The 24,205-nt window shown below is 66.2% G+C and carries 17 protein-coding genes; 5 read left to right on the top strand and 12 right to left on the bottom strand.

From position 1 onward, the window contains the following. The first annotated feature begins 15 nt into the window (after positions 1–15). On the top strand, positions 16–459 hold the full coding sequence (locus tag FM069_RS11975; RefSeq protein ID WP_143488572.1) for an excinuclease: 444 nt from the start codon (positions 16–18) through the stop codon (positions 457–459). A gap of 141 nt (positions 460–600) precedes the next feature. Beyond that, positions 601–834, top strand: a complete 234-nt coding sequence (locus tag FM069_RS11970; RefSeq protein ID WP_143488570.1) for a hypothetical protein — start codon at positions 601–603, stop codon at positions 832–834. A 22-nt stretch (positions 835–856) separates the two neighbouring features. Here the strand turns inward: FM069_RS11970 and hemE are convergent, their stop codons facing one another. Further along, positions 857–1,924, bottom strand: coding sequence for a uroporphyrinogen decarboxylase (gene hemE / locus FM069_RS11965; RefSeq protein WP_143488568.1), 1,068 nt, complete (start codon positions 1,922–1,924; stop codon positions 857–859). A 250-nt stretch (positions 1,925–2,174) separates the two neighbouring features. Here hemE and FM069_RS11960 point away from each other — a divergent pair, with 250 nt between their 5' ends. Together FM069_RS11960 and FM069_RS11955 are read left to right on the top strand one after the other, a co-directional pair. Beyond that, positions 2,175–3,146, top strand: a complete 972-nt coding sequence (locus tag FM069_RS11960) for an aliphatic sulfonate ABC transporter substrate-binding protein (RefSeq protein WP_143488566.1) — start codon at positions 2,175–2,177, stop codon at positions 3,144–3,146. An 85-nt stretch (positions 3,147–3,231) separates the two neighbouring features. After that, positions 3,232–4,608, top strand: a complete 1,377-nt coding sequence (locus tag FM069_RS11955; protein ID WP_143488564.1) for an LLM class flavin-dependent oxidoreductase — start codon at positions 3,232–3,234, stop codon at positions 4,606–4,608. 869 nt (positions 4,609–5,477) lie between these two features. On the opposite strand, the gene FM069_RS11945 is transcribed toward FM069_RS11955, so the two are convergent. The 10 genes from FM069_RS11945 to FM069_RS11900 form a co-directional block, all read right to left on the bottom strand. Further along, positions 5,478–6,896: an FAD-dependent oxidoreductase gene (locus FM069_RS11945; protein ID WP_143488561.1), complete on the bottom strand. Its 1,419-nt coding sequence runs from the start codon at positions 6,894–6,896 to the stop codon at positions 5,478–5,480. 104 nt (positions 6,897–7,000) lie between these two features. Beyond that, positions 7,001–11,446 carry a glutamate synthase large subunit gene (gltB, locus tag FM069_RS11940; protein ID WP_143488559.1) on the bottom strand — a complete coding sequence of 1,482 codons (4,446 nt, stop codon included), beginning with the start codon at positions 11,444–11,446 and terminating at the stop codon, positions 7,001–7,003. A 234-nt stretch (positions 11,447–11,680) separates the two neighbouring features. Then, entirely contained in the window at positions 11,681–13,411 is a 1,731-nt protein-coding gene (locus FM069_RS11935) for an SPOR domain-containing protein (protein ID WP_143488557.1), read from the bottom strand. Between the two features lie 10 nt (positions 13,412–13,421). Beyond that, positions 13,422–14,525, bottom strand: a complete 1,104-nt coding sequence (aroB, locus tag FM069_RS11930) for a 3-dehydroquinate synthase (RefSeq protein WP_143488555.1) — start codon at positions 14,523–14,525, stop codon at positions 13,422–13,424. A 52-nt stretch (positions 14,526–14,577) separates the two neighbouring features. Continuing rightward, positions 14,578–15,096 carry a shikimate kinase AroK gene (aroK, locus tag FM069_RS11925; protein ID WP_143488553.1) on the bottom strand — a complete coding sequence of 173 codons (519 nt, stop codon included), beginning with the start codon at positions 15,094–15,096 and terminating at the stop codon, positions 14,578–14,580. A 3-nt stretch (positions 15,097–15,099) separates the two neighbouring features. Further along, on the bottom strand, positions 15,100–17,262 hold the full coding sequence (pilQ, locus tag FM069_RS11920; RefSeq protein WP_143488624.1) for a type IV pilus secretin PilQ: 2,163 nt from the start codon (positions 17,260–17,262) through the stop codon (positions 15,100–15,102). Positions 17,263–17,320: 58 nt separating this feature from the next. Next, positions 17,321–17,848, bottom strand: a complete 528-nt coding sequence (pilP, locus tag FM069_RS11915; RefSeq protein ID WP_407681577.1) for a type 4a pilus biogenesis lipoprotein PilP — start codon at positions 17,846–17,848, stop codon at positions 17,321–17,323. Then, entirely contained in the window at positions 17,845–18,468 is a 624-nt protein-coding gene (pilO, locus tag FM069_RS11910; protein WP_143488551.1) for a type 4a pilus biogenesis protein PilO, read from the bottom strand. The genes pilP and pilO overlap by 4 nt, the downstream gene beginning before the upstream one ends. Continuing rightward, positions 18,465–19,037 carry a PilN domain-containing protein gene (locus FM069_RS11905; protein ID WP_143488550.1) on the bottom strand — a complete coding sequence of 191 codons (573 nt, stop codon included), beginning with the start codon at positions 19,035–19,037 and terminating at the stop codon, positions 18,465–18,467. The genes pilO and FM069_RS11905 overlap by 4 nt, the downstream gene beginning before the upstream one ends. Next, positions 19,037–20,101, bottom strand: a complete 1,065-nt coding sequence (locus FM069_RS11900; RefSeq protein WP_143488548.1) for a pilus assembly protein PilM — start codon at positions 20,099–20,101, stop codon at positions 19,037–19,039. The genes FM069_RS11905 and FM069_RS11900 overlap by 1 nt, the downstream gene beginning before the upstream one ends. A gap of 185 nt (positions 20,102–20,286) precedes the next feature. Between FM069_RS11900 and FM069_RS11895 the strand changes: the two genes are divergently transcribed. Further along, complete coding sequence (locus tag FM069_RS11895; protein WP_143488546.1) at positions 20,287–22,704, top strand: penicillin-binding protein 1A; 2,418 nt, start codon at positions 20,287–20,289, stop codon at positions 22,702–22,704. Between the two features lie 144 nt (positions 22,705–22,848). Here FM069_RS11895 and FM069_RS11890 read toward each other — a convergent pair whose 3' ends face one another. Continuing rightward, entirely contained in the window at positions 22,849–24,114 is a 1,266-nt protein-coding gene (locus FM069_RS11890; protein ID WP_143488544.1) for a malic enzyme-like NAD(P)-binding protein, read from the bottom strand. Positions 24,115–24,205 lie beyond the last annotated feature (91 nt).

The raw sequence follows: 24,205 nt of genomic DNA, 5'->3' as shown, positions 1-24,205 counted from the left end.
CCCCAAGGAGTACCCATGAAGAACAAGAACTGGATCGTCGCCGCACTGTGCCTGGGCGCCGCGCTGCCGGGCATCAGCCAGGCCCGTGATACCGCCCTGTACCTGCCGTTCGAAGCGGCCGTGGCCGAAGCCACCGCAGCCGGCCGCCTGGACGGCACCGTGAAGTTCTACCTGAACAAGAAGCCGGCCGGCCCGGTGAGCGTGATCAAGCCCAACGTGACCACAAACCAGAAAACCAACGCCTTCAACAAGAGCGACGAGGAAGCCTGCAGCTGGGTGCTGCAGTCCGCGCTGATCCGCATGCAGGACGCGGCCAAGGCCGCCGGCGCCAACGCGGTGGTGAACCTGGTCAGCTACTACAAGAAGAGCGAGCACCGCGACAGCCAGAACTACGAGTGCCACGCCGGGGCGTTCGTCGCCGGCGTCGCACTCAAGGGCGACCTGGCCAAGGTCAAGTAAGCCTTCGGCCGCCACGAAGCGCCCCGCCCCGCGGGGCGTTTTCGTTCAGGGGGCTGGCACGCCGGCGGGCCGCCGGGGGGAACGAAGAACCTGACCTCCGGGTCAACCCGGAAGTCTTTCCAAGGACCTTCCGGAGGCTCCATGCCCGCCATTGCCGTGCACTACCGGTTCCGCCAGGAACCGCGCCAGCACCTGCTGGACTTCGACGAGGCGCACCCCGCGCCGCACCAGGTCGCCTACCGGCTGATCGTGCTGCACTACGCCGATGCCGAGAACAGCCTGCTGATCCCCGCCCCGGACGACAGCCCGGAAGCCATCCTGGAACAGGCGGAAGTGCTGGAGATCCACGACATCCGCGTGCAGCCCGAGGGCTAGCCCGGCCTGCAGGGCCTGCGGCTCAGCCCTGGTGGTAGGCCGCCGACAGCTCGTGCACCGCCTCGATGAAGGCACCGGCGTGGGCCGGGTCCACTTCCGGGGTGATGCCGTGGCCGAGGTTGAACACGTGACCCGGCCCTGGGCCGTAACTGGCCAGGATGCGCGCCACCTCGGCGCGGATGGTGGCCGGCTGGGCGTAGAGCACGCTGGGGTCCATGTTGCCCTGCAGGGCAACCCGCTCGCCGACCCGGCGGCGCGCATCGCCGATGTCGCAGGTCCAGTCCAGGCCCAGGGCGTCGGCGCCGCTGGCGGCCATGGACTCCAGCCAGAGCCCGCCGTTCTTGGTGAACAGGATCACCGGCACGCGGCGCCCGTCTTGTTCGCGGATCAGGCCGTCGACGATGCGCTGCATGTAGGCGAGGGAGAATTCCAGGTACGCCACCGAGGACAGGCTGCCGCCCCAGGTATCGAAGATCTGCACGGCCTGGGCGCCGGCGCGGATCTGCGCGTTGAGGTAGTCGGTCACCGAGCGGGCCAGCTTGTCCAGCAGCAGGTGCATGGCCTGGGGCTCGTCGTAGAGCATCGCCTTGCTGCGGCGGAAGTCCTTGGAGGATCCGCCTTCCACCATGTAGGTGGCCAGGGTCCAGGGGCTGCCGGAGAAGCCGATCAGCGGCACTCGGCCATTCAGCTCGCGGCGGATGGTGCGCACCGCATCCATGACGTAGCCCAGGTCCCGCTCCGCGTCCGGCACCGGCAGCGCCTCGATATCGGCGGCGCTGCGCAGCGCCTTGCGGAAGCGTGGCCCCTCGCCGGTCTCGAAGTGCAGGCCGAGGCCCATGGCATCGGGAATGGTGAGGATGTCGGAGAACAGGATCGCCGCATCCAGCGGGTAGCGCTCCAGGGGCTGGAGGGTGACTTCGCAGGCCAGCTCGGGGTTCTTGCACAGGCTCATGAAGTCGCCGGCACGCGCGCGGGTGGCCCGGTACTCCGGCAGGTAGCGCCCGGCCTGGCGCATCATCCACACCGGGGTGACGTCGACGGGCTGCTTGAGCAGCGCGCGGAGAAAGCGATCGTTCTTCAGGGCAGTCATGGCGTTTTCCGGCAAAAAAGTGCGAGCATTTTCGCCGCAAACGCCCCCAGGGGAAAGCCGCAGCGGCGCAGCGGCAACTCCCGGGCAGCGAGGCATAGGCCCTGCAGCGGTTTATATTCTGAAAAGCTATCGTTTTTCCAAAACGGTCTAGCGAAAGGGAATAAAAACGTTGAGCATCCCGGGCGGCCCTTCCTATAGTCGCGGTTCGACTTATAACTAGAAATCGAAATCGCACTACGAGGACCTTGCAATGAGTATTAAGCAGTTCGGCAAGCGTTTCGCCTCCCTGTTCATCGCCGCGACCCTGGGCGCCTCCCTGGGGGCCGCGCCCGCCGCGGCCGACAACGAGCGCACCCTGCGCATCGGCTACCAGAAGTTCAACAGCCTGAACATCCTCAAGGGCACCGGCGCCCTAGAGAAGGCCCTGGCCGACCAGCACGTGAAGGTCAGCTGGCACGAGTTCGCCGCCGGGCCGCAGTTGCTGGAAGCGCTGGCCACCGGCGCCATCGACCTGGGCCACGCCGCCGACACGCCCTCGGTGTTCGCCCAGGCGGCTGGCAAACCGGTGGTCTACCTGGCCGCGGAGCAGCCTTATCCCAAGGGCATCGGCCTGCTGGCGAACCAGGACGCGCCGATCGCCACGGTGGCCGACCTCAAGGGCAAGCGGGTCGCCATCGGCCGCGGCTGGAACGCCCAGTACCTGCTGGTGCTGGCGCTGGAGGAAGCCGGCCTGACCTACGCCGACATCACCCCGGCCTACGTCAACAACGCCGCCGACGCGGTGGCCGCCCTGCAATCCAAGAGCGTGGACGCCGTGGGCCTGTGGGACCCGTTCCTCGCCGCCGCCCAGAAGAACCTGTCGGTGAAGACCCTGCGGGACGGCCAGGGGCTCTCCAACAACCGCACCTTCTACCTGTCCACCGCGGCCTTCGCCGACGCCAACCGGCCGTTGCTGAAGGTGTTCTTCCAGCAGCTGGGCCAGACCGCCCAGTGGGCCAACGCCAACCCCCAGGCGGTGGCCGACCTGCTGGCGCCGCAGCTTGGCATCCCCGCCGACGTGCTGAAGGTGGCCACCGAGCGCCGCAACTACGCTGCCGTGGCCCTGGATGCCGGCATCGTCGCCGAGCAGCAGAAGCTGGCCGACGCCTTCCAGCGCATCCAGCTGATCCCCAAGCCGCTGAAGGTGAGCGACGCCGTCTACCCGGAGTCGGTGCTGCCCTGACGCCCGCGGGCCGCCACGAGCGGCCCCGTTGCCGCGCCGGCAGGCTGCCGGCGCTTCCGAGGCCATACCGCCAGGAGACCGCCCCATGGGCTCGACCCGACCGATCCGCTTCAACGCCTTCACCATGAACGCCGCCAGCCACCAGTCCCCCGGGCTGTGGCGCCACCCCCGCGACCGCTCCACCCGCTACACCGACCTGGAGCACTGGACCGAACTGGCCCGCCTGCTGGAGCGCGGGCTGTTCGACAGCCTGTTCATCGCCGACGTGATGGGCGTCTACGACGTCTACCAGGGCAGCCCCGAGGAAGCCCTGCGCGGCGGCGTGCAGGTGCCCACCAACGACCCCCTGCTGATCGTCCCGGCCATGGCCGCGGCCACCCGCCACCTGGGCTTCGGCATCACCTTCTCGCTGACCTACGAGCACCCGTACCCCTTCGCCCGGCGCATGTCGACCCTGGACCACCTGAGCAAGGGCCGGGTCGGCTGGAACATTGTCACCGGTTACCTGGACAGCGCCGCGCGCAACCTCGGCCTGGCGCGCCAGCTGGGCCACGATGCGCGCTACGAACTGGCGGAGGAGTACCTGCAGGTGCTCTACAAGCTCTGGGAGAAGAGCTGGGACGACGACGCCGTGCGCCACGACCGCGCCGGCGGGCGCTACAGCGACCCGGCCCGGGTGCACCCGATCCGCCATGCTGGCGAGCACTTCCAGGTGCCCGGCATCCACCTCTGCGAACCCTCGCCCCAGCGCACCCCGGTGCTGTTCCAGGCCGGCGCCTCGGCCACCGGCCAGGCGTTCGCCGCCCGTCACGCGGAATGCGTGTTCGTCAGCGCGCCCAGCCAGGTGGCCCTGGGCCGCTACGTGGCGAGCATCCGCCAGGCCGTGGTGGACGCCGGCCGCCGCCCGGACGACGTGCTGATCTACGCCCAGGCCCTGGTCATCGTGGCCGACAGTGCCGAGGCCGCCGAGGCGCGGCTCGAGGAATACCGCAGCTACGTGGACACCGATGCCGCCCTGGCGCTGCTGTCCGGCTGGACCGGGATCGATTTCTCCACCTACGACCCGGACGCGCCCCTGGAGTACCTGGAGAACGACGCCGGCCGCACCGCCCTGGCGGCCTTCACCACCGCCGACCCGAGCCGTCGCTGGACGGTACGTGAGGCGGCCCAGTTCGTCGGCCTGGGTGGCCGCGGACCGGTGCTGAGCGGCACGCCCGAGAGCGTGGCGGACCAACTGGAGGACTGGCTGGACGCCACCGGCATCGACGGTTTCAACCTCACCTACGGAGTGGCACCGGACGACCTGCAGGCAGTGGTGGAGCGGGTGGTGCCCGAGCTGCAACGCCGCGGCCGCTACCGCACCGCCTACGCCGACGGCACCCTGCGCCACAAGCTGTTCGGCCGCGGTGACCGCCTGCCGCCCGAGCATCCCGGCCCCTCGATCAAGCTCGATCCGGCCTGAGCCCAGGCACAGGCCGGCGGCCGTCCTCGGGGGCGGCTGCCGGCCTGGGGCTAAAGGCCGATGAGGGAGACACGGCTCCCTTTTCTGGACGACGGCGAGGCGGGCGCTATGGCAGGGCCCTCAATCCAGGATTGCTAACCGAGGTTGTGTACGAAAAGTGCCTGCGCTCGGTGATGCTTCGTTAAAAATGGGTTCGGAATGCTCATTTACAGCGCGTGAACGCCGCTTCCTCTCCCATTTTTTCCTCGCCTGACCTTCGCTCGACGACTTTTCGTACACAACCTGGGTCGCCGGATCTGAAGTTCGCGGGGCAGCGGTCCGGAACTGGGCCGAGGCCGCCGGAAACGCACGCCACCGCGCCGCTGACACTCTAGACGTCCCTGCCTTCGTGCCCAACCCTGCGCCGCCACAGGCCAGCGCGGCGGTCGGCCGGAACGTGCCGGCTGCCTTTCCGCAGCCCGGTCAGGCAGCGGATGGCGTTGATGCCGGAGGCGGGCGACCGAAGGGGCGAATCGCGCAGGCCGCGTGACTCGTAGACACCCGTGACGAAGCCGCCCAAAGCGGCCTGCCGGGATCGGTGAACGGTGAACGGTGAACGGTGAACGGTGAACGGTGAACGGTGAACGGTGAACGGTGAACGGTGAACGGTGAACGGTCAGACCGGGCGAGCCGCGGCCACCGTGAGGGGGCCCTGAGCCCCGCCTCCATGCGTCCGGCCCTCGCCCACGAAGCGAAAGCCGCACACGCCCTAAAGCGAACGACGTGGATCACGCAACGCACGACGCAAACCAACGTGCCGACACTCTATCGCCCGGCACGGTCTCGACCGAGCGGGGCTGGCGCCGGGCGCCGAAGCGCCCGGCAGGCCGTCAGACGCCCAGGTAGTCGAGGATGCCTTCGGCGGCGTTGCGGCCTTCGAAGATGGCCGTCACCACCAGGTCCGAGCCGCGCACCATGTCGCCGCCGGCGAAGATCTTCGGGTTGGCGGTCTGGTGCTTGAAGGCGCCGTCCGCCGGGGCCACCACGCGGCCCTGGCTGTCGGTACCCACGGCGTGCTGCTCGAACCAGGGCGCCGGGCTGGGCCGGAAGCCGAAGGCGATCACCACAGCGTCGGCCGGGAGGATTTCCTCGGAACCGGGGATCGGCTCGGGGCTGCGCCGGCCGCGGGCATCGGGCTCGCCCAGGCGGGTCTCCACCACCTTCACGCCTTCCACCCGGCCGTCGCCGACGATGGCGATGGGCTGGCGGTTGAACAGGAACTTCACGCCCTCCTCCTTGGCGTTCTTCACTTCCCGGCGCGAGCCCGGCATGTTTTCCTCGTCGCGGCGGTAGGCGCAGGTGACGCTCTTGGCGCCCTGGCGGATCGAAGTGCGGTTGCAGTCCATGGCGGTGTCGCCGCCCCCCAGCACCACCACCCGCTTGCCCTTCATGTCGATGAAGTCCTCGGGCGCCTTCTCGAAGCCCAGGTTGCGGTTGACGTTGGCGATGAGGAAGTCCAGCGCGTCGTGCACGCCGGGCAGGTCCTCGCCGGGGAAACCGCCCTGCATGTAGGTGTAGGTGCCCATGCCCATGAACACCGCGTCGTACTCGGCGAGCAGCTGTTCCATGGTCACGTCCTTGCCGATCTCGGTGTTCAGGCGGAACTCGATGCCCATGCCGGTGAACACGTCGCGACGACGGCTGAGGACACTCTTCTCCAGCTTGAATTCGGGAATGCCGAAGGTCAGCAGGCCGCCGATCTCCGGGTTGCGGTCGAACACCACCGGGGTCACCCCGTTGCGCACCAGCACGTCGGCGCAGCCCAGGCCCGCCGGACCGGCCCCGATCACCGCGACCCGCTTGCCGGTGGGCTTGACCTGGGACATGTCCGGGCGCCAGCCCATGGCGAAGGCGGTGTCGGTGATGTACTTCTCCACCGAGCCGATGGTCACCGCGCCGAAGCCGTCGTTGAGGGTGCAGGCGCCCTCGCACAGGCGGTCCTGGGGGCAGACCCGGCCACAGACTTCCGGCAGGGTGTTGGTCTGGTGGGACAGTTCGGCGGCTGCGAGGATGTTGCCCTCGGACACCAGCTTCAGCCAGTTGGGGATGAAGTTGTGCACCGGGCACTTCCACTCGCAGTACGGGTTGCCGCATCCCAGGCAGCGGTGGGCCTGTTCCGACGCCTGCTGCGGCTTGAACAGGTCGTAGATCTCCACGAACTCGCGCTTGCGCTGGCGCAGCAGCTTCTTCTTCGGGTCCTTGCGGCCCACCTCGATGAACTGGAAGTCGTTGTTCAGACGTTCGCTCATTTCAAACCTCTCGACAGCAGCGACGAGCCGCCGGCTGCAGCTGCAAGACAATCACGGTGTGCGGGGCGGGCCGCCGCTGGGGTCGGCCCGCCGCCTGGCGCTGCTTATTGGGGGTTGGCCCGGGTGCTGGTCAACAGCGACGCGAGGTTCGCGGCCTTCGGCTTCACCAGCCAGAAGCGGCGCACGTAGTCGTCCAGGTTCTCCCACAGGGTCCGGCCCCACTCGCTGCCGGTCTCCTGGACGTACTCGGCGAGTACCCGCTCCAGGTGGCTGCGGTAGGACTCCATGGCCTCGTTGCTGATGCGCTGGATTTCCACCAGTTCGTGGTTCACCCGGTCGACGAAGCTGTTGTCCAGGTCGAGGACGTAGGCAAAGCCGCCGGTCATGCCGGAACCGAAGTTGTAGCCGGTCCGCCCCAGCACGCAGACGAAACCGCCGGTCATGTATTCGCAGCAGTGATCGCCGGTGCCTTCCACCACCGCGTGGGCGCCGGAGTTGCGTACCGCGAAGCGCTCGCCGGCGGTGCCGGCGGCGTACAGGGTGCCGCCGGTGGCGCCGTACAGGCAGGTGTTGCCGACGATGGCGGTGTCCTGGGTGCGGAACGGGCTGCCCGCGGGCGGGGTGATCACCACGCGGCCACCGGTCATGCCCTTGCCCACGTAGTCGTTGGCATCGCCTTCCAGGTAGAGGTTGAGGCCGCCGGCGTTCCACACGCCGAAGCTCTGCCCGGCGGTGCCCTTGAAGCGGAAGGTGATGGGTGCGCGGGCCATGCCCTGGTTGCCGTGCACCCGGGCGATCTCGCCGGACACCCGGGCGCCGATGGACCGGTCGCAGTTGCAGATATCCAGGGCGAACTCGGCGCCACAGGCATCGGCGATGGCCGGCCGTGCCAGCTCCACCATTTTCTCGGCCAGCAGGCCGGGGTCAAAGGGCGGGTTCCGCTCCACTTCGCAGAACTGCGGCTTGTCCGCCGGGATGCGGTCGCTGCCCAGCAGCGGCGAGAGGTCCAGGTAGCCCTGCTTCTCGGTCTCGCCGGGCAGCAGCTGCAGCAGGTCGGTGCGGCCGATCAGCTCGCCCAGGCTGCGCACGCCGAGGCGCGCCAGCCATTCGCGGGTTTCTTCGGCGATGTAGGTGAAGAAGTTGGTGACCATCTCCACCGTGCCGATGAAGTGGTCCTTGCGCAGCTTGTCGTTCTGGGTGGCGACGCCGGTGGCGCAGTTGTTCAGGTGGCAGATGCGCAAGTACTTGCAGCCCAGGGCGATCATCGGCGCGGTGCCGAAGCCGAAGCTCTCGGCGCCGAGGATGGCCGCCTTGACCACGTCCAGGCCGGTCTTCAGGCCACCGTCGGTCTGCACCCGCACCTTGCCCCGCAGGTCGTTGCCGCGCAGGGTCTGGTGGGTCTCGGCGAGGCCCAGTTCCCAGGGCGCGCCGGCGTACTTGATGGAGGTCAGCGGCGAGGCGCCGGTGCCGCCGTCGTAGCCGGAGATGGTGATGAGGTCGGCGTAGGCCTTGGCCACGCCGGCGGCGATGGTGCCGACCCCGGCTTCCGCCACCAGCTTCACCGACACCAGGGCCTGGGGGTTGACCTGCTTGAGGTCATAGATCAGCTGCGCCAGGTCCTCGATGGAGTAGATGTCATGGTGCGGCGGCGGCGAGATCAGGGTGACGCCGGGCACCGCATAGCGCAGCCGGGCGATCAGGCCGTTGACCTTGCCGCCGGGCAGCTGGCCGCCCTCCCCGGGCTTGGCCCCCTGGGCCACCTTGATCTGCAGCACTTCGGCGTTGACCAGGTACTCCGGGGTGACGCCGAAACGGCCGGTGGCCACCTGCTTGATCTTCGAGCTCTTCAGCGTGCCGTAGCGCGCCGGGTCCTCGCCGCCCTCGCCGGAGTTGGAGCGCCCGCCCAGGCGGTTCATCGCCTCGGCCAGGGCCTCGTGGGCCTCTGGCGACAGGGCGCCGAGGGAAATGCCGGCGGCGTCGAAGCGCTTGAAGATCGCCTCCAGGGGTTCCACCTCGTCCAGCGGCAGCGGCTGGGTGGCGGTCTTCACCTGGAGCAGGTCGCGCAGCATCGACACCGGCCGGTTGTCCACCAGGGCGGTGTATTCCTTGAAGCGCTCATAGCTGCCCTGCTGCACGGCGGCCTGCAGGGTGTTCACCACGTCCGGGTTGTAGGCGTGGTACTCGCCACCGTAGACGAACTTCAGCAGGCCGCCCTGCTGGATCGGCTTGCGGCTGCTCCAGACCTCGACGGCCAGTAGCTTCTGCTCGTTCTCCAGGTCGACGAAGCGCGCACCCTTGATCCGGCTGACCACGCCGCGGAAGCTCAGGTCCACCACCTCTTCCGCCAGGCCCACGGCCTCGAACAGCTGGGCGCCGCGGTAGGAGGCGATGGTGGAGATGCCCATCTTCGAGAGAATCTTCAGCAGGCCCTTGGTGATGCCCTTGCGGTAGTGCTTGAACACCTCGTAGAGGTCGCCCAGCACCTCGCCGGTACGGATCAGGTCAGCCAGCACCTCGTAGGCGAGGAACGGGTAGACGGCGGTGGCGCCGAAGCCCAGCAGCACCGCGAAGTGGTGCGGGTCGCGGGCGGTGGCGGTCTCCACCAGGATGTTGCAGTCGCAGCGCAGACCCTTCTCCACCAGGCGGTGGTGCACCGCGCCGACGGCCAGTGCAGCATGGGCCGGCAGCTTGCCGGGGGCGATGTGGCGATCGGTGAGGATCAGCAGTACCTTGCCACCGCGCACCGCTTCTTCCGCCTGGTCGGCGATGTTGCGCACCGCCGCCTCGAGGCCGAGGGCCTCGTCGTAGTTGAGGTCGATGACCTGGCGCTCGAAGCCGGGGCGCTCCAGGGTCATCACCGTGCGCCACTTGGCCGGCGATACCACCGGGGTGCTGAGGATCGCCCGGTTGGCGTGGTCGGCGGTTTCCTCGAAGACGTTGCGCTCGGCGCCCAGGCAGGTCTCCAGGGACATCACGATGGCTTCGCGCAGCGGGTCGATGGGCGGGTTGGTGACCTGGGCGAACTGTTGACGGAAGTAGTCGTAGGGGGACCGCACGCGCCGCGACAGCACCGCCATGGGGGTATCGTCGCCCATGGAGCCCACGGCTTCCTGGCCCTGCTCACCCAGGGGGCGCAGCACCTGGTCACGCTCCTCGAAGGTGACCTGGAACATCTTCATGTACTGCTTGAGCTGCTCGCCGTCGTAGCTGGCCACGCCGTGGTCGTCGTCCATGGTGGCGCGGATGCGCAGGGCATTCTTGCGCAGCCATTGCTTGTAGGGGTGGCGCGACTTCAGGCGGCTGTCGATGTCGTCGGAGGTCAGCACCTGGCCGGTCTCGGTGTCCACCGCGAGAATCTGCCCCGGGCCGACGCGGCCCTTGGCGATGACGTCCTCCGGCTGGTAGTCCCACACGCCGATCTCCGACGCCAGGGTGATGTAGCCGTTGCGGGTGGTCACCCAGCGCGCCGGGCGCAGGCCGTTGCGGTCCAGCAGGCAGACGGCGTGGCGGCCATCGGTCAGCACCACCCCGGCGGGGCCGTCCCAGGGCTCCATGTGCATGGAGTTGTATTCGTAGAAACCGCGCAGGTCGGCGTCCATGGTCTCGACGTTCTGCCAGGCCGGCGGAATGATCATGCGCACGCCGCGGAACAGGTCGATGCCGCCGGTCACCATCAGCTCGAGCATGTTGTCCATGCTGGACGAGTCGGAACCGACGCGGTTCACCAGCGGGCCGAGGTCGTCCAGGTCCGGCAGCAGCTCGTTGGCGAACTTGCTGCGGCGCGCCTGGGCCCAGTTGCGGTTGCCGGTGATGGTGTTGATCTCGCCGTTGTGGGCGAGGAAGCGGAACGGCTGCGCCAGCGGCCATTTCGGCAGGGTGTTGGTGGAGAAGCGCTGGTGGAACACGCAGATGGCGGTCTGCAGGCGCGGATCGCCCAGGTCCGGATAGAACGCGGCGAGGTCCGCCGGCATCATCAGGCCCTTGTAGATGATGGTCTTGTGGGAAAAGCTGCAGATGTAGTGGTCGGTGTCGTCGGCGTTGGCCACCGAGGAGCGGCGCCGGGCACTGAACAGCTTGACCGCGAACTGCTGGTCGCTCAGGCCTTCGCCGCCGATGAACACCTGCTCGATGCGCGGCAGGCGCTCCAGGGCCAGCTGGCCCAGCACCGAGGTGTCGAAGGGGACCGGGCGCCAGCCCACCAGGTCGAGGCCGGCGGCGAGGATCTCCCGGTTCATGTGCTCGCGGGCGCGCTCGGCGCGTTCCGGGTCCTGGTTGAAGAACACCATGCCCACCGCGTACTGGGCGGGCAGCGCCTTGGAAAACTGCTCCTGGGCAATCGCCCGCAGGAACGCATCGGGCTTCTGCATCAGCAGGCCACACCCGTCCCCGGTCTTGCCGTCGGCGTTGATGCCGCCGCGGTGGGTCATGCAGGTCAGGGCTTCGATGGCGGTCTGCAGCAGGTGATGGCTCGCTTTACCCTGCATATGGGCGATCAGACCGAAGCCGCAGTTATCCTTGAACTCATCAGGATGGTACAGACCTGCTTTCATAGGGAACTCTCACCAGACTGCCTTTTAGGAAGGCTAATTACTTTTAATACATAGGCTTACCTGAGCGCAGGACGAAGCGCCGGCTTTTGCGCAGGCAAAGGGAGGCCATTGTACATAGGCGAGGGGGCCGTCACAAATTTCAGTGACGTACCTATGAATTTTTATGTCGCTAAAAAGAAGGATAAGACCGAGAGGTCATGCTAGCGACTGGCGAGTCATGGACCGCACCAGCCCCTAACGGGACTGGGCGATATCCTGCTGGATGCTGCCGAAGGTGCGTGGCCAGGGCTTCCCGGCCTGGACCTTGGCGGGTAGTGCCTTGACCGCAGCCTGGGCGGCGTTGCGGTTGGCGAAGTTGCCGTAGGTCACTACGTAGAGCGGCTGCCCCTGGTGCATCTTCTTGAAGTAGCGGTAGTCGCCCCCGTTCTGCTGGACGAACGCCTTGGCGCTGCTCTCGGCGCGAGTACCGAGAATCTGCAGGGCGAAGTTCCCGGCGCTCTGGGCACGGTACCACTCGCCGCCGGCACCTGCAGTGCTGCCTGAGGAAGCGGCTGGCGCGCTGGCGACCGAGGTGGGCTTGGTCTCCTTGGGCTTGGCCGCAGGGACGGGCTTGGCCGCGTTCTGTGCCGGCTTGGGCGCCGCGGCAATGGGAGTCGACGGTGCCACCGGCGTGGCTGGCTTGGCAGCCGGGGCATTGGCCGGGGCCGGCGGCGTGACCGCAGCAGTGGTAGGCGCCGGAGCGGGTGCGGGCGTCGGTTTCGGGGCTGCCGCAGGCGCCGGAGTCGGCACGGGTGCAGGCGCCGGACTGATGGGCTGTGCCGGGGCCGGCGGGGCGCTGGCGACCGCACCAGCGGGCGGCGCCATGGTGGTGACGGTGGGCGGCGTGGGGTTGCTCAGCGGCTGGCTGCCGGGCGGGTCTTCCGGCTCGCCCTGGCCAGCGGCCTGGGCCAGAGGTTCGCGCACCACCGGCTGCCCCGGGGGCAGCGGCAACGGCTGGCTGCTGCCAGGGGTGGCGGGCTGGGCAGCCGGCGCCGCGGCGTCCGTCGGGGCGCCAGTGGCCGGAGCGGACTGGCCGAGGGGCAACTCGGCCGTGGTCGGCGCGGGCGCCTTGTCGCCGCCGGTGCGCCCCTGCATGAACCAGGCGGCCCCCACGCCCACGGCCACCACGGCCAGGGCCAGCAGGTGCTTCCGGGGCAGTGCGAACCCCTTGCGACGGGCGGCACCACGTTCGGCCAGCATCGCCTCGATCATGGTTTCCCGTGCCACCTGGTTGATCGTCCCGGGCCAGCCCTCGGATTGCAGGTGAATGTCGGCGATCTGCTCGGCGTTCAACAACTCGATACCCTGACCGGCGCCCGCCAGGCGCTGAGCCAGGTAATCCCGGGTCTCTTCCTCGGTATACGGTTGCAGCTCGATGACGTGGAAGCGCTCCTCGCCGTCGGAAAGGCGGTCGAGGCTGGGCATGATCGACGAGTCGGCGAACAGGAAGATGTGCGGCCGTCCTTCCGCGCTACCGGCTGCGAGGGCCAGCAGGGCCTGGAGCGATGCCTCGTCCAGGTCCTCGGCATCGTCCACCAGCAGGTAGACCTCCTGGCCGGTGAGGGCCAGTTGCTCGGTCTGGGCGAGGATCGAACGCACATCCGCCTGGGCGATGTTCAGGTTCTGCGCCACCTGCCGTAGCAGGCCTCCGCCCTCGGCGGCGCTGCGGGCGGAGAGGACCACGCTCTGCACCGCCTGCTTGTTGGTGCTGGCCACCAGGGCTTGGCGCAGCAGAGTCTTGCCACTGCCCTCAGGCCCGGTGACCACCAGTACCAGCTGGCTGTAGCGAGCCAGGTGGTGCAGCTGGCCGAGCACCGGCTTGCGCTGCGCGGGGAAGAACTTGAAGCCCGGCACCCGCGGCGCGAACGGATCGTGGGTGAACTGGTAGTGACCGAGGAAGGCCTCGTCGGCATGCAGAGTGGTCATGGGACTTTCGTTACTCTCCGAGCTGTGCGGCCAGGGCGCGGTAATCGGCCCGCAGCGTCGCATCCAAAACGTCACGCGGGTAGTCGGCCGTGATCACGGCTTCTCCCGGGCGGTTGAGCAGAACCAGGCGCAACTGGCCGTCCAGCACCTTCTTGTCCACTGCCATGTGTTCCAGGAAGTGCTCCGGCCCCATGCCCCCAGGAGGGACAACGGGAAGGCCGGCGCGTTGCAACAGGCGGATGCCGCGATCGCGTTCCGCGGGGCTGATCCACCCCAGGCGGGTCGACATCTCCAGGGCCATCACGGTACCGGCGGCCACTGCCTCGCCGTGCAGCCAGACGCCATAGCCCATGTGGGTCTCGATGGCGTGACCGAAGGTGTGGCCCAAATTGAGGATGGCGCGCAGGCCCGACTCCCGCTCGTCGGCGCCCACGACCCGCGCCTTGGCCTGGCAGGAGCGCTCGATGGCCTCGGTCAGCGCTTCGGCGTCCAGCGCCAGCAGCCGGTCCATCTTCTGCTCCAGCCAGGCGAGGAACGGTTCGTCGCAGATCAGCCCGTACTTGATCACTTCGGCCAGGCCGGCGGCGAGTTCGCGGGGCGGCAGCGTTGCTAGGGTAGTGGTGTCGATCACTACCGCCTTGGGCTGGTAAAAGGCGCCCACCATGTTCTTGCCCAGCGGGTGGTTGATGCCGGTCTTGCCCCCCACCGACGAATCCACCTGGGACAGCAGCGTGGTCGGCACCTGGATGAAATCAACGCCGCGCTGGTAACAGGCGGCGGCGAAGCCGGCCATGTCGCCGATGACCCCGCCGCCCAAGGCAATGACGGTGGTGCGGCGGTCATGCCGCGCCTGCAGTAGGCCATCGAAAATCAACTGCAGGGTTTCCCAGTTCTTGAAGGCTTCGCCGTCGGGCAGCACGATGGCGGTCATGGTGCGCTCCCTGAGCGTCTGGCTCAGGCGCTCCAGGTAGAGCGGCGCCACGGTTTCGTTGGTGACGATGGCGACCTGCCGGCCAGCGATGTAGGGCAGGAAGCGGCTGGCATCGGTCAGCAGGTCCGCACCGATGAAGATGGGATAACTGCGCTCGCCGAGATCGACCTTGAGTGTCCGCATGAGAGCCCCCGGATAGAGAAGGGCGGTAGGATAACGCAGAACGGGGCCCGCTTTAACGGGGCGGGAGGGCTTGCAGGCGCTGGAGGATTTCCTGCACCACCAAGCGAGGGGGTCGCTCGTCGGTCTCGATGACGACGTCGGCGATTTCCCGGTACAGCGGATCGCGAATCGCCATCAGGTCGCGCAGCACCCGACCCGGGTCGCTGGAGCGCAGCAAGGGCCGGTTGCGATCACGGGCGGTGCGGTCGATCTGCTGCTCCACCGAGGTGTGCAGGTAGATCACCCGCCCTCCTCCGTACAGGGTCCGGCGATTGGCGTCGCGCAGTACCGCGCCGCCGCCAGTGGCCAGGACCATTCCTTCCAGTTCGCACAGCTCCGCAAGCATGGCCTCCTCGCGGTCCCGGAAGCCCTGCTCGCCCTCGACATCGAAGATCCAGGGGATATTGGCGCCGGTGCGCTGTTCGATTTCCTTGTCCGAATCCTTGAACGGCAGGCGCAGCTCCTTGGCCAACAGCCGCCCGATGGTGCTCTTTCCCGCACCCATCGGGCCCACCAGGATCAGGTTCAGCACCGATCAGCGACCCACCGCGATAGCCTGGTTGTTCATGATGCGTGGCGTGAGGAAGACCAACAGCTCGTTCTTCTTGTCCTGCACGATGTCGCGCTTGAAGATCCGGCCCACGAACGGCAGGTCACCCAGGAACGGTACCTTCTCCACCGACGACGTCTGCTGGTTGGTGAACACACCACCGATCACGATGGTTTCGCCATCGGAAACCAGCACGTTGGCATTGACCTCGTTCTTGTTGATCGGCGGCGTGCCGTCCAGCGCATTGGCGAAGTCCGGCGCATCCTTGGTCACCTTGACCTCCATGATCACTCGGTTGTCCGGGGTGATCTGGGGCGTCACTTCGAGGGACAGCGCCGCCTCCTTAAAGGATACGGTGGCCGCACCGCTGGAGCTGGCCTCGCGGTAGGGAATCTCGGCGCCTTTCAGGATTTTCGCGGTCTGCTTGTCGGAAGTCACCACCTTGGGCTGGGAGACGATCTCGCCGTTGCCGCTCTTCTCCATGGCTGACAGTTGCAGATCGAGGATTAGGTTGTTGGTGATGAAGCCGATGCCTAGGCCAGAGGTGCTGTTGGCTGCACCCAGGTCGACGAATGGCGTAGGGCTGCTGCCCGTGCCGGTAACAGGCAGTGTGCACCGTCCAGCGAAGGGTCCGCAGTTGCTGCCATCCTCGTCCTTGATACCAACGTTGCCATCCTTGCCGAATCCACGCCAATTGCCTTTACCGAACGAGCCACCCCAGCGCACCCCGAGGCTTTTGTCGTAGTCGACGTTGGCTTCTACGATGCGCGCCTCGATCATCACCTGGCGTACAGGAATGTCCAACTGCGCAACAATACGCATGATTTCATCGAGTTTCTCTTGGGTTTCGTACACGATCAGGCTATTGGAGCGGTCGTCACCGATCATCGAGCCGCGGCCCAGGCCCCAGGATTGTTTCTCAGCCTTTTCAGACGTCACCGCTTCGTTTTCCTGTTCGAAGAGCTTGACGATATCAGATGCCTTTGCGTAGCTGATGCGGATGATCTGCCGGTGAAGGGGCGCCAGTTCCTGCAATTGCTTGCTGGATTCCAGTTCCTGGCGCTCGCGCGCAGCAATCTCATCGGCCGGGGCGACCAGCAGCACGTTGCCTACCTTGCGCTTGTCCAGGCCCTTGGTCTTCAGGACCAGATCGAGTGCCTGGTCCCAAGGCACGTTCTGCAGGCGCAGTGTGATGTTGCCATTCACCGAGTCGCTCGCCACCAAGTTGAGATCGGTGAAGTCGGCGATCAACTGCAGCACGGAGCGCACATCGATGTCCTGGAAGTTCAGAGAGAGCTTCTCGCCGTTGTAGGCGAAGCGCTCGGCACGCTGCTTCTCGACATCTTCCTTGGCCAGCGGCTTGACGCTCAGGGTGAGCTTGTTGTCGGTCTGGAAGGCGAGGTAATCGTAGTAGCCGGTCGGCTCGATGGTCAGGATCGAGCGACCGCCCTCGCTGCTGGCGCTGACGTACTGCACCGGCGTGGCGAAGTCCTTAACCTCCAGCTTGACTCGCAGCGATTCCGGCAATTCCACCTTGCCGAAGTCCATACGGATCTTGCCGCCCTGTTCCTGGATGTCCGGCGCGATGGCGGAATCAGACAGCTCGATCACCACGTTGCCTTCGCCCTGTTCGCCTCGCTGGAAGTCGATGTTGCGAATCGACTTGCTGGCCGCGACATAGGGCTTGGGCGCAACTGGTGCCGGCCGTGCGACAGCGGGCGCCGATACGGCGGCGGTCTGGGGCGGCGCGACGCTGGAGCCGCCCTTGCCGGGTCCGCCCACCACGACGTAGAGGTTATTGCCCTCTACCCGGGTGCTGTAGGGCGCCAGGGCCGAAAGGTTGACGATCAGGCGGGTACGGTCCTTGGCCTCCACCACGGTCACGCTGCGGGCATTGCCCATGCCCAGTTCGCGGTTCTTGGTGCCCAGCTTGCTGGAAACCCCGGGCAGATCCAGGGCGATCCGCGCCGGCTGCTCGATGCTGTAGCCACGGGGCGTACCCACGGGCTCGTCGAAGGTCAGCTTGAGCTCCACCCGGTCGCCGGGCAGGGACGCGACGTCCATCGCGTTGAGCGTGGCGGCCAGCAGGGCAGGCGACACGATCGTCGACAGGATCGAAATACCCAAAAGCGAAAAGGATCGTTTCATTGCCCGGTTCCGTTGTGCAGATCGTTCATTCTTCTTCATGTTCATTCCCCGCGCCCCGTCAGGAGCGCTCCTTCAAGGTGATGCTGCGGGGACGCTCGAGCCATCCGCCTTCGCCATCGGGCACGATTTCCACCACGCTGATCTCGCCGGGGGTGATGGCGGTGATCCGACCATCGTTGCGCCCCAGGTAATCGCCTACCTTCACCCGGTGCACGCCTCCCGCGCCGCGCACCAGGGCGAATACGCCATTCTCGTTGGAGAGCGTACCCACCATCTCGAAGACCTCGATGTTGAACCCTTCGAGGAACTGCTTGACCCGGGTCTCGTCCGGTTTGACGACCTTGTTGCCCTTCTGCGGGTGGCTCAGGTCGATCTTCACCGGCGCCTGGAACGGGCTCCTCAGCGACGCCGCGCTGTAGGTGAATGCCTCGTACGGCATGAACTTGGGCAGGGGCTCAATAGGCGTCTTCGGCCGGGCCCGCACTTCGTCCATATAGCTCTGCAGGTCGTTGAAATCGCTACTGGCATCGCAGCCAGCCAGTGCCAACAGCACCAGCGCACCGCCCACGAATCGGGTACGGATCATTTCTGCACCCCTTTCTCGTTGTAGCGGTAAGTCTTGGCCAGGATGCTCATGCGCAGCTTGGTGGTGCTGTCCTGGCTGACGGGTTTGATCTCGAAATCATGCAGAGTCACGATCCGCGGGAGGCTGGCCACGCCGCTGACGAAGGTCGCCAGGTCGTGGTAACCGCCGACCACCGAGATCTGGATCGGCAATTCAATGTAGAACTGCTGAGCAACTTCCGGCTGAAGCTTGATTTCCTCGAACTCCAGACCGCTGCCGAGGCCGGTACGGGTGATGTCCTCCAGCAGGCCGGGGACCTCGGTATCGCTGGGCAGCTGTTTCAGCAAGGCGCCGAAAGAGCTTTCCATTTCTTTCATCTGTTCCTTGTAGGCCTCCAGGTTGGTCGCCTGGGCGGCCTTCGCCTCGAACTGCTGCTTCAGGGTCTGCTCTTCGCTCTGTTGCTGCTCCAGCTGTTCCTGCAGCTCTTTCAGGTGGAAGTTGTAGCCAAGGGCAATGATGATCACCAGTACCAGCAGGCACGCTATGGCCCGCACGGCCGCCGGCCAGGAACCGATGTTATTCAGGTCGAGCTCGGAGAGCTTGACCTCTCGCAAACCGCCAAAGGACTTCGCCAGGCTCATTTCTTGGCCCCTTCTACTTCAACCGAAGGCTGGGTCTGACGTACGGTCAACTGGAACACGTTAGCCTGGTCGACCTCGCCCGCCGTCACAGCCTTCACACCCACCAGGGTGGGCGCTTCCAGCCAATCCGATGCATCCAGGTTGCGCATGAGGTTGGAAACCCGGCTGTTGGATTCGGCGGCGCCGTCGATGGTGATGTTGTTGCCGAGCATTTTCAGGCTGGTGAAATAGACGCCATCGGGCAGCGTACGCACCAGTTGGTCGAACACCCGGCCGATGATGGGCCGGTTACCTTGCAGGTCCTGGATGATCTTCATCCGCTCCAGCAACTGCTGGCGCTTGGTCTTCAGTTCGCTGATCTCCTTGATGCGGGCATCGAGGACGGCGATTTCCTTGCGGATGAAGTCATTGCGGGCCACTTGGTTCTCGATGGCGCCATTCAGGTACTGGTCGCCCAGGAACACCACGCCCGCGGCGACGATGACAACCCCGGCCAGAGTGACGAGAAAGCGCTGCTTGCGCTCTTCACGCAGCTGTTCGCGCCAGGGTAATAGGTTGATACGCGCCATCAGTCGAAACTCCTCATCGCCAGGCCGCAGGCGATCATCAGCGAGGGCGCATCGCTGGCCAGCGCACCGGCATTGACCTTACCGCTCAGCGCCATGTCGGCGAACGGGTTCGCGACCTGAGTGGGGGTTCCGATCTTCTGCTGGATCAGGCGATCCAGATCGGGAATCGAGGCGGTACCGCCCGCCAGCAGGATGTAGTCCACATCGTTGTACTGCCCGGCCGCGAAGAAGAACTGCAGCGAACGGGAGACCTGCTGAACGACGGCCTCCTTGAACGGCAACAGGACCTCGCTGTCGTAGTCATCCGGGAGGCCGCCTTGTTTCTTCGCCAGGCCTGCCTCGTCCACCGACAGCCCATAGCGCCGCTGGATTTCCTCGGTCAGCTGACGGCCGCCGAACAGTTGTTCGCGGGTGTAGATGGTGCGGCCGTTGTGCAGCACGCTGAGGGTGGTCATGGTGGCACCGATGTCCACCACCGCCACGGTCAATTCGTCCTGGTGTCCACCCAGGTGGTCGGACAGCAGTCCGTAGGCGCGCTCCAGCGCATACGCCTCGACGTCCACGACCTTGGCGGTCAAGCCGGCCAGGGCCAGCGCGGCTTCGCGCACTTCGACGTTTTCCTTGCGGCAGGCGGCCAGAAGGACTTCGACGCGCTCCGGGTTGCGCGCGGAAACGCCCTGAACTTCGAAGTCGATAGCGACCTCTTCCAGGGGGTAGGGAATGTACTGGTCGGCCTCGATCTTCAACTGGGTTTCCAGCTCGTCATCGGACAGGCCGGACTCCATCTCGATGGTCTTGGTGATGACCGCCGAGCCGGCGACGGCCACCGCCGCGGTCTTCACGCCGGACTTGGATTTCGCCAGCACGCGGCTGAGCGCCTGGCCGACCCCCTCCAGCTCGATGATGTTCTTCTCGACCACCGCGTTCGGCGGGAGCGGCTCCACGGCGTAAGCCTCCACCTTGTAGCGGCTTCCGGAGCGACTCAATTCAAGTAGCTTTACAGAGGTCGAGCTGATGTCGATCCCCAGCAGCGTATTCGCTTTCTTATTGAAGAGCCCTAGCACGACCGTTTTTCCTATCCGCATCCGTAACTTACGGATGGTTTATGTTTTTCCACATTAAATAACAGTCTTGACAGAAGCGCAAATGGCTCCCCGGCAAAAAAACCGCTTATAATGTGAACAGTTTTTCCCTTTTAGCATTGCCTTCCGCTTAACCCATTCTTTTATCTGGAAATCCATCAAATCCAATGCGCCTGCTGAAGTTTTTCTGGTGGTCTCTTGTTGCCGTTTTTTGTGGGCTATTGCTCAGTTTCAGCGGAGCTTATCTCTATCTCAGTCCGGCCCTGCCGTCCGTCGAATCGCTGCGGCGCATCCAGTTGCAGATCCCGTTGCGCATATATAGCAGCGATAACAAGCTGATCGCGGAATTCGGCGAGATGCGCCGCTCTCCGATCCGCTTCGCGGACATCCCCCCGGAGTTCATTCAGGCGCTCCTGTCGGCGGAAGACGACAATTTCGCCAACCATTATGGCGTCGATCTGAGCAGCCTGATGCGCGCTGCCACTCAATTATTGAAAAGCGGCCACATTCAGTCGGGCGGCAGCACCATCACCATGCAGGTGGCGAAGAACTTCTTCCTCACCAGCGAGCGCAGCTTTTCCCGCAAGCTCACCGAAATCCTCCTGGCCCTGCAGATCGAACGGGAGCTGAGCAAGGACGAGATCCTCGAGCTCTACGTGAACAAGATCTACCTGGGCAACCGCGCCTACGGCATCGAGGCCGCGGCCCAGGTGTACTACGGCAAGTCGATCCGCGACGTCAGCCTGGCGCAGATGGCCATGATCGCCGGCCTGCCCAAGGCCCCGTCCCGCTACAACCCCCTGGTCAACCCGGTGCGCAGCAAAGAGCGCCGCGACTGGATTCTCGGCCGCATGTACAAGCTCGGCAAGATCGACCAGGCCCGCTACGACACGGCCATCGCCGAGCCGATCGACGCCAGCTACCACGTGCCCACGCCCGAGCTCAGCGCCCCATACATCGCCGAAATGGCCCGGGCCGAGATGGTCGGCCGCTATGGCAGCGATGCCTACACCGAAGGCTTCCGGGTGACCACCACGGTGCCGAGCGACCTGCAGGAATCGGCCAACACCGCCGTCCGTTCCGGGCTGCTGGCCTATGACCAGCGCCACGGCTACCGCGGCCCGGAAACCCGCTTCCCGGGCATGACCCGCGAAGCCTGGCTGCAGGAGCTGGCGAAGCAGCGCCCCATCGGCAGCCTGGAGCCGGCCGTGGTGACCCAGGTGGAGAAGAGCGGTGTGCTGGCCCTGACCCGCAGCGGCCAGGAAGAAACCATCCCCTGGGACAGCATGAAGTGGGCCCGTCCCTACCTGAACACCAACAGCCTCGGTCCGCGACCGCAGAAGCCCGCCGACGTGGTGCAGGTGGGCGACTTGGTGCGGGTGCAGCGGATGGAGGATGGCAGCCTGCGCTTCTCGCAGGTCCCCGCCGCCCAGAGCGCCCTGGTCTCCCTCGACCCCCGCGATGGCGCCATCCGCGCCCTGGTGGGTGGCTTCTCCTTCGAGCAGAGCAACTACAACCGTGCGGCCCAGGCCAAGCGCCAACCCGGTTCCAGCTTCAAGCCGTTCCTCTACGCCGCAGCCCTGGATCGCGGCTACACCGCAGCGAGCCTGGTCAACGACGCACCCATCGTATTCGTCGACGATTACAACTCGGACAAGGTCTGGCGACCAAAAAACGACAACAACACCTTCCTCGGCCCGATCCGCCTGCGGGAAGCGCTGTACAAGTCCCGCAACCTGGTGTCGATCCGCCTCCTCCAGGCGCTGGGCATCGACTACGCGGTGGACTACATCAGCCGCTTCGGCTTCAACAAGCAGGAGCTGCCCCACAACCTGTCCATGGCCCTGGGCACCGCGACCCTCACCCCGCTGGAGATCGCCGGGGGCTGGAGCACCTTCGCCAATGGCGGCTACAAGGTGCAGCCCTACCTGGTGCAGCGCATCGAAAGCCGCGAAGGCAAGACCCTCTACATCGCTAACCCGCCCAGCGTCCCCCACGACGCACCGCCGCCCGGCGAGCTGGACCCGGAAGAGGTGGCGCAGGCCGGCCAGGAAGGGCCGAGCATCGAGCCCGCCGCCGCGGAACGCATCGTCGACCCCCGCACCACCTACATCCTCACCAGCATGCTGCAGGACGTGATCAAGCGCGGCACCGGGCGCCGCGCGCTGGCGATGAACCGCAGCGACATCGCCGGCAAGACCGGCACCACCAACGAGTCCAAGGACAGCTGGTTCTCCGGCTACAACGCCGACTACATCACCACGGTCTGGACCGGCTTCGACCAGCCCGAGAGCCTGGGCCGCAACGAGTACGGTGGCACGGTAGCGCTGCCGATCTGGATGGACTACATGAGCGCGGCCCTGAAGGACAAGCCGCCCCATACCCAGCCCGAACCCGACGGCATCCTGACCCTGCGCATCGACCCGGTGAGCGGCCGAGTGGCACCGCCCGGGGCGGCCAGCGCGTTCTACGAGATGTTCAAGAGCGAGGACACGCCGCCGTCCATGGGTGAACTGGACCCCAACCTCGGGGTACCCGGCAGCCCGCTTCCGGCGGACGAATCGGCGCCCATCGACCTGTTCTGACAACCGACGGCCCCGCATGCGGGGCTGGCGGGCACCTGGGGCGTAACGGCCGAAGTCGCCACCTGATATGCCTCGCCCTCGAGTGCCACCAACGAAAAAGCCCCGCGAGCGGGGCCTTTTCATGGAGCGGAAACGACCGGTCGATCAGTTGAACACGTCGTCCACCGACTTCAGCGGGTAGTTGGACGGGTACGGCAGGGTCGCGACGCCGGTGTCGATGGCCGCCTTGGCCACCGCGTCGGAGATCACCGTGATCAGTCGTGCATCCATGGGTTTCGGGATGATGTAGTCCCGGCCGAACTCCAGCTTGATCCCACCGTAGGCGTCGCAGACGTCCTGGGGCACCGGCAGCTTGGCCAGGTCACGCAGGGCGTTGGCGGCAGCGATCTTCATCTCTTCGTTGATGCGGGTGGCGCGAACGTCCAGGGCCCCACGGAAGATGAAGGGGAAACCCAGCACGTTGTTCACCTGGTTCGGGTAGTCCGAACGACCGGTGGCCATGATCACGTCGTCGCGGGTGGCGTGGGCCAGTTCCGGCTTGATCTCCGGGTCCGGATTGGAGCAGGCGAAGACGATCGGGTTCGGCGCCATGCGCTTGAGCCCCTCGGCGCTGAGCAGGTTGGCACCGGACAGGCCGACGAATACGTCGGCGCCTTCCAGGGCGTCGTCCAGGGTGCGCTTGTGGGTCTCGTGGGCGAACACCGCCTTGTACTGGTTCAGGTCGTCACGACCGGAATGGATCACGCCGCTGCGGTCGATCATGAAGATGTTCTCGACCTTGGCGCCCATGCTGATCAGCAGCTTCATGCAGGACACGGCGGCGGCGCCGGCACCCAGGCACACCACCTTGGCTTCCGGCAGGCTCTTGCCGACGATCTCCAGGGCATTGAGCATGCCGGCGGCGGTCACGATGGCGGTGCCGTGCTGGTCATCGTGGAAGACCGGGATGTCGCACTGCTCGATCAGGGTGCGCTCGATCTCGAAGCACTCGGGTGCCTTGATGTCTTCCAGGTTGATGCCGCCAAAGGAAATGGAAATGCGCTTGACCGTGTCGATGAAGGCCTGCGGGCTCTCGGCGTCCACCTCGATATCGAACACGTCGATCCCGGCGAAGCGCTTGAACAGCACGCCCTTGCCTTCCATCACCGGCTTGGAGGCCAACGGGCCCAGGTTGCCCAGGCCGAGGATCGCGGTGCCATCGGAAATCACTGCCACCAGGTTGCCCTTGCCGGTGTACCGGTAGGCCAGCGCCGGATCGCGGGCGATCTCGCGTACCGGCTCAGCCACGCCCGGGCTGTAGGCCAGCGACAGGTCGCGTGCGGTCGCGGTGGGCTTGGTCAGCTCGACGCTGAGTTTCCCCGGGCGAGGCTGGGCATGGTATTCGAGAGCGGCAGTTTTCAGATCAGACATGATGGCATTTCCGCTTTACTGATGAAGAGACGGACGGGCGAGGATACGCAAGATGCCAGGGCCTCACAAGCGCCCGCCCGGGCGGGCCGCG

Origin of the sequence: Pseudomonas mangiferae (assembly GCF_007109405.1) — a bacterium.
Taxonomy (GTDB): domain Bacteria; phylum Pseudomonadota; class Gammaproteobacteria; order Pseudomonadales; family Pseudomonadaceae; genus Pseudomonas_T; species Pseudomonas_T mangiferae.
This window is presented reverse-complemented; position numbering and strand designations above follow the sequence as displayed.

Excerpts from the sequence above, each read along its gene's own strand:
- FM069_RS11975 (WP_143488572.1), top strand. The coding sequence starts at position 16 with ATGAAGAACAAGAACTGGATCGTCGCCGCACTGTGCCTGGGCGCCGCG.
- FM069_RS11970 (WP_143488570.1), top strand. The coding sequence starts at position 601 with ATGCCCGCCATTGCCGTGCACTACCGGTTCCGCCAGGAACCGCGCCAG.
- hemE (WP_143488568.1), bottom strand. The coding sequence starts at position 1,924 with ATGACTGCCCTGAAGAACGATCGCTTTCTCCGCGCGCTGCTCAAGCAG.
- FM069_RS11960 (WP_143488566.1), top strand. The coding sequence starts at position 2,175 with ATGAGTATTAAGCAGTTCGGCAAGCGTTTCGCCTCCCTGTTCATCGCC.
- FM069_RS11955 (WP_143488564.1), top strand. The coding sequence starts at position 3,232 with ATGGGCTCGACCCGACCGATCCGCTTCAACGCCTTCACCATGAACGCC.
- FM069_RS11945 (WP_143488561.1), bottom strand. The coding sequence starts at position 6,896 with ATGAGCGAACGTCTGAACAACGACTTCCAGTTCATCGAGGTGGGCCGC.
- gltB (WP_143488559.1), bottom strand. The coding sequence starts at position 11,446 with ATGAAAGCAGGTCTGTACCATCCTGATGAGTTCAAGGATAACTGCGGC.
- FM069_RS11935 (WP_143488557.1), bottom strand. The coding sequence starts at position 13,411 with ATGACCACTCTGCATGCCGACGAGGCCTTCCTCGGTCACTACCAGTTC.
- aroB (WP_143488555.1), bottom strand. The coding sequence starts at position 14,525 with ATGCGGACACTCAAGGTCGATCTCGGCGAGCGCAGTTATCCCATCTTC.
- pilQ (WP_143488624.1), bottom strand. The coding sequence starts at position 17,262 with ATGAAACGATCCTTTTCGCTTTTGGGTATTTCGATCCTGTCGACGATC.
- pilP (WP_407681577.1), bottom strand. The coding sequence starts at position 17,848 with ATGATCCGTACCCGATTCGTGGGCGGTGCGCTGGTGCTGTTGGCACTG.
- pilO (WP_143488551.1), bottom strand. The coding sequence starts at position 18,468 with ATGAGCCTGGCGAAGTCCTTTGGCGGTTTGCGAGAGGTCAAGCTCTCC.
- FM069_RS11905 (WP_143488550.1), bottom strand. The coding sequence starts at position 19,037 with ATGGCGCGTATCAACCTATTACCCTGGCGCGAACAGCTGCGTGAAGAG.
- FM069_RS11895 (WP_143488546.1), top strand. The coding sequence starts at position 20,287 with ATGCGCCTGCTGAAGTTTTTCTGGTGGTCTCTTGTTGCCGTTTTTTGT.
- FM069_RS11890 (WP_143488544.1), bottom strand. The coding sequence starts at position 24,114 with ATGTCTGATCTGAAAACTGCCGCTCTCGAATACCATGCCCAGCCTCGC.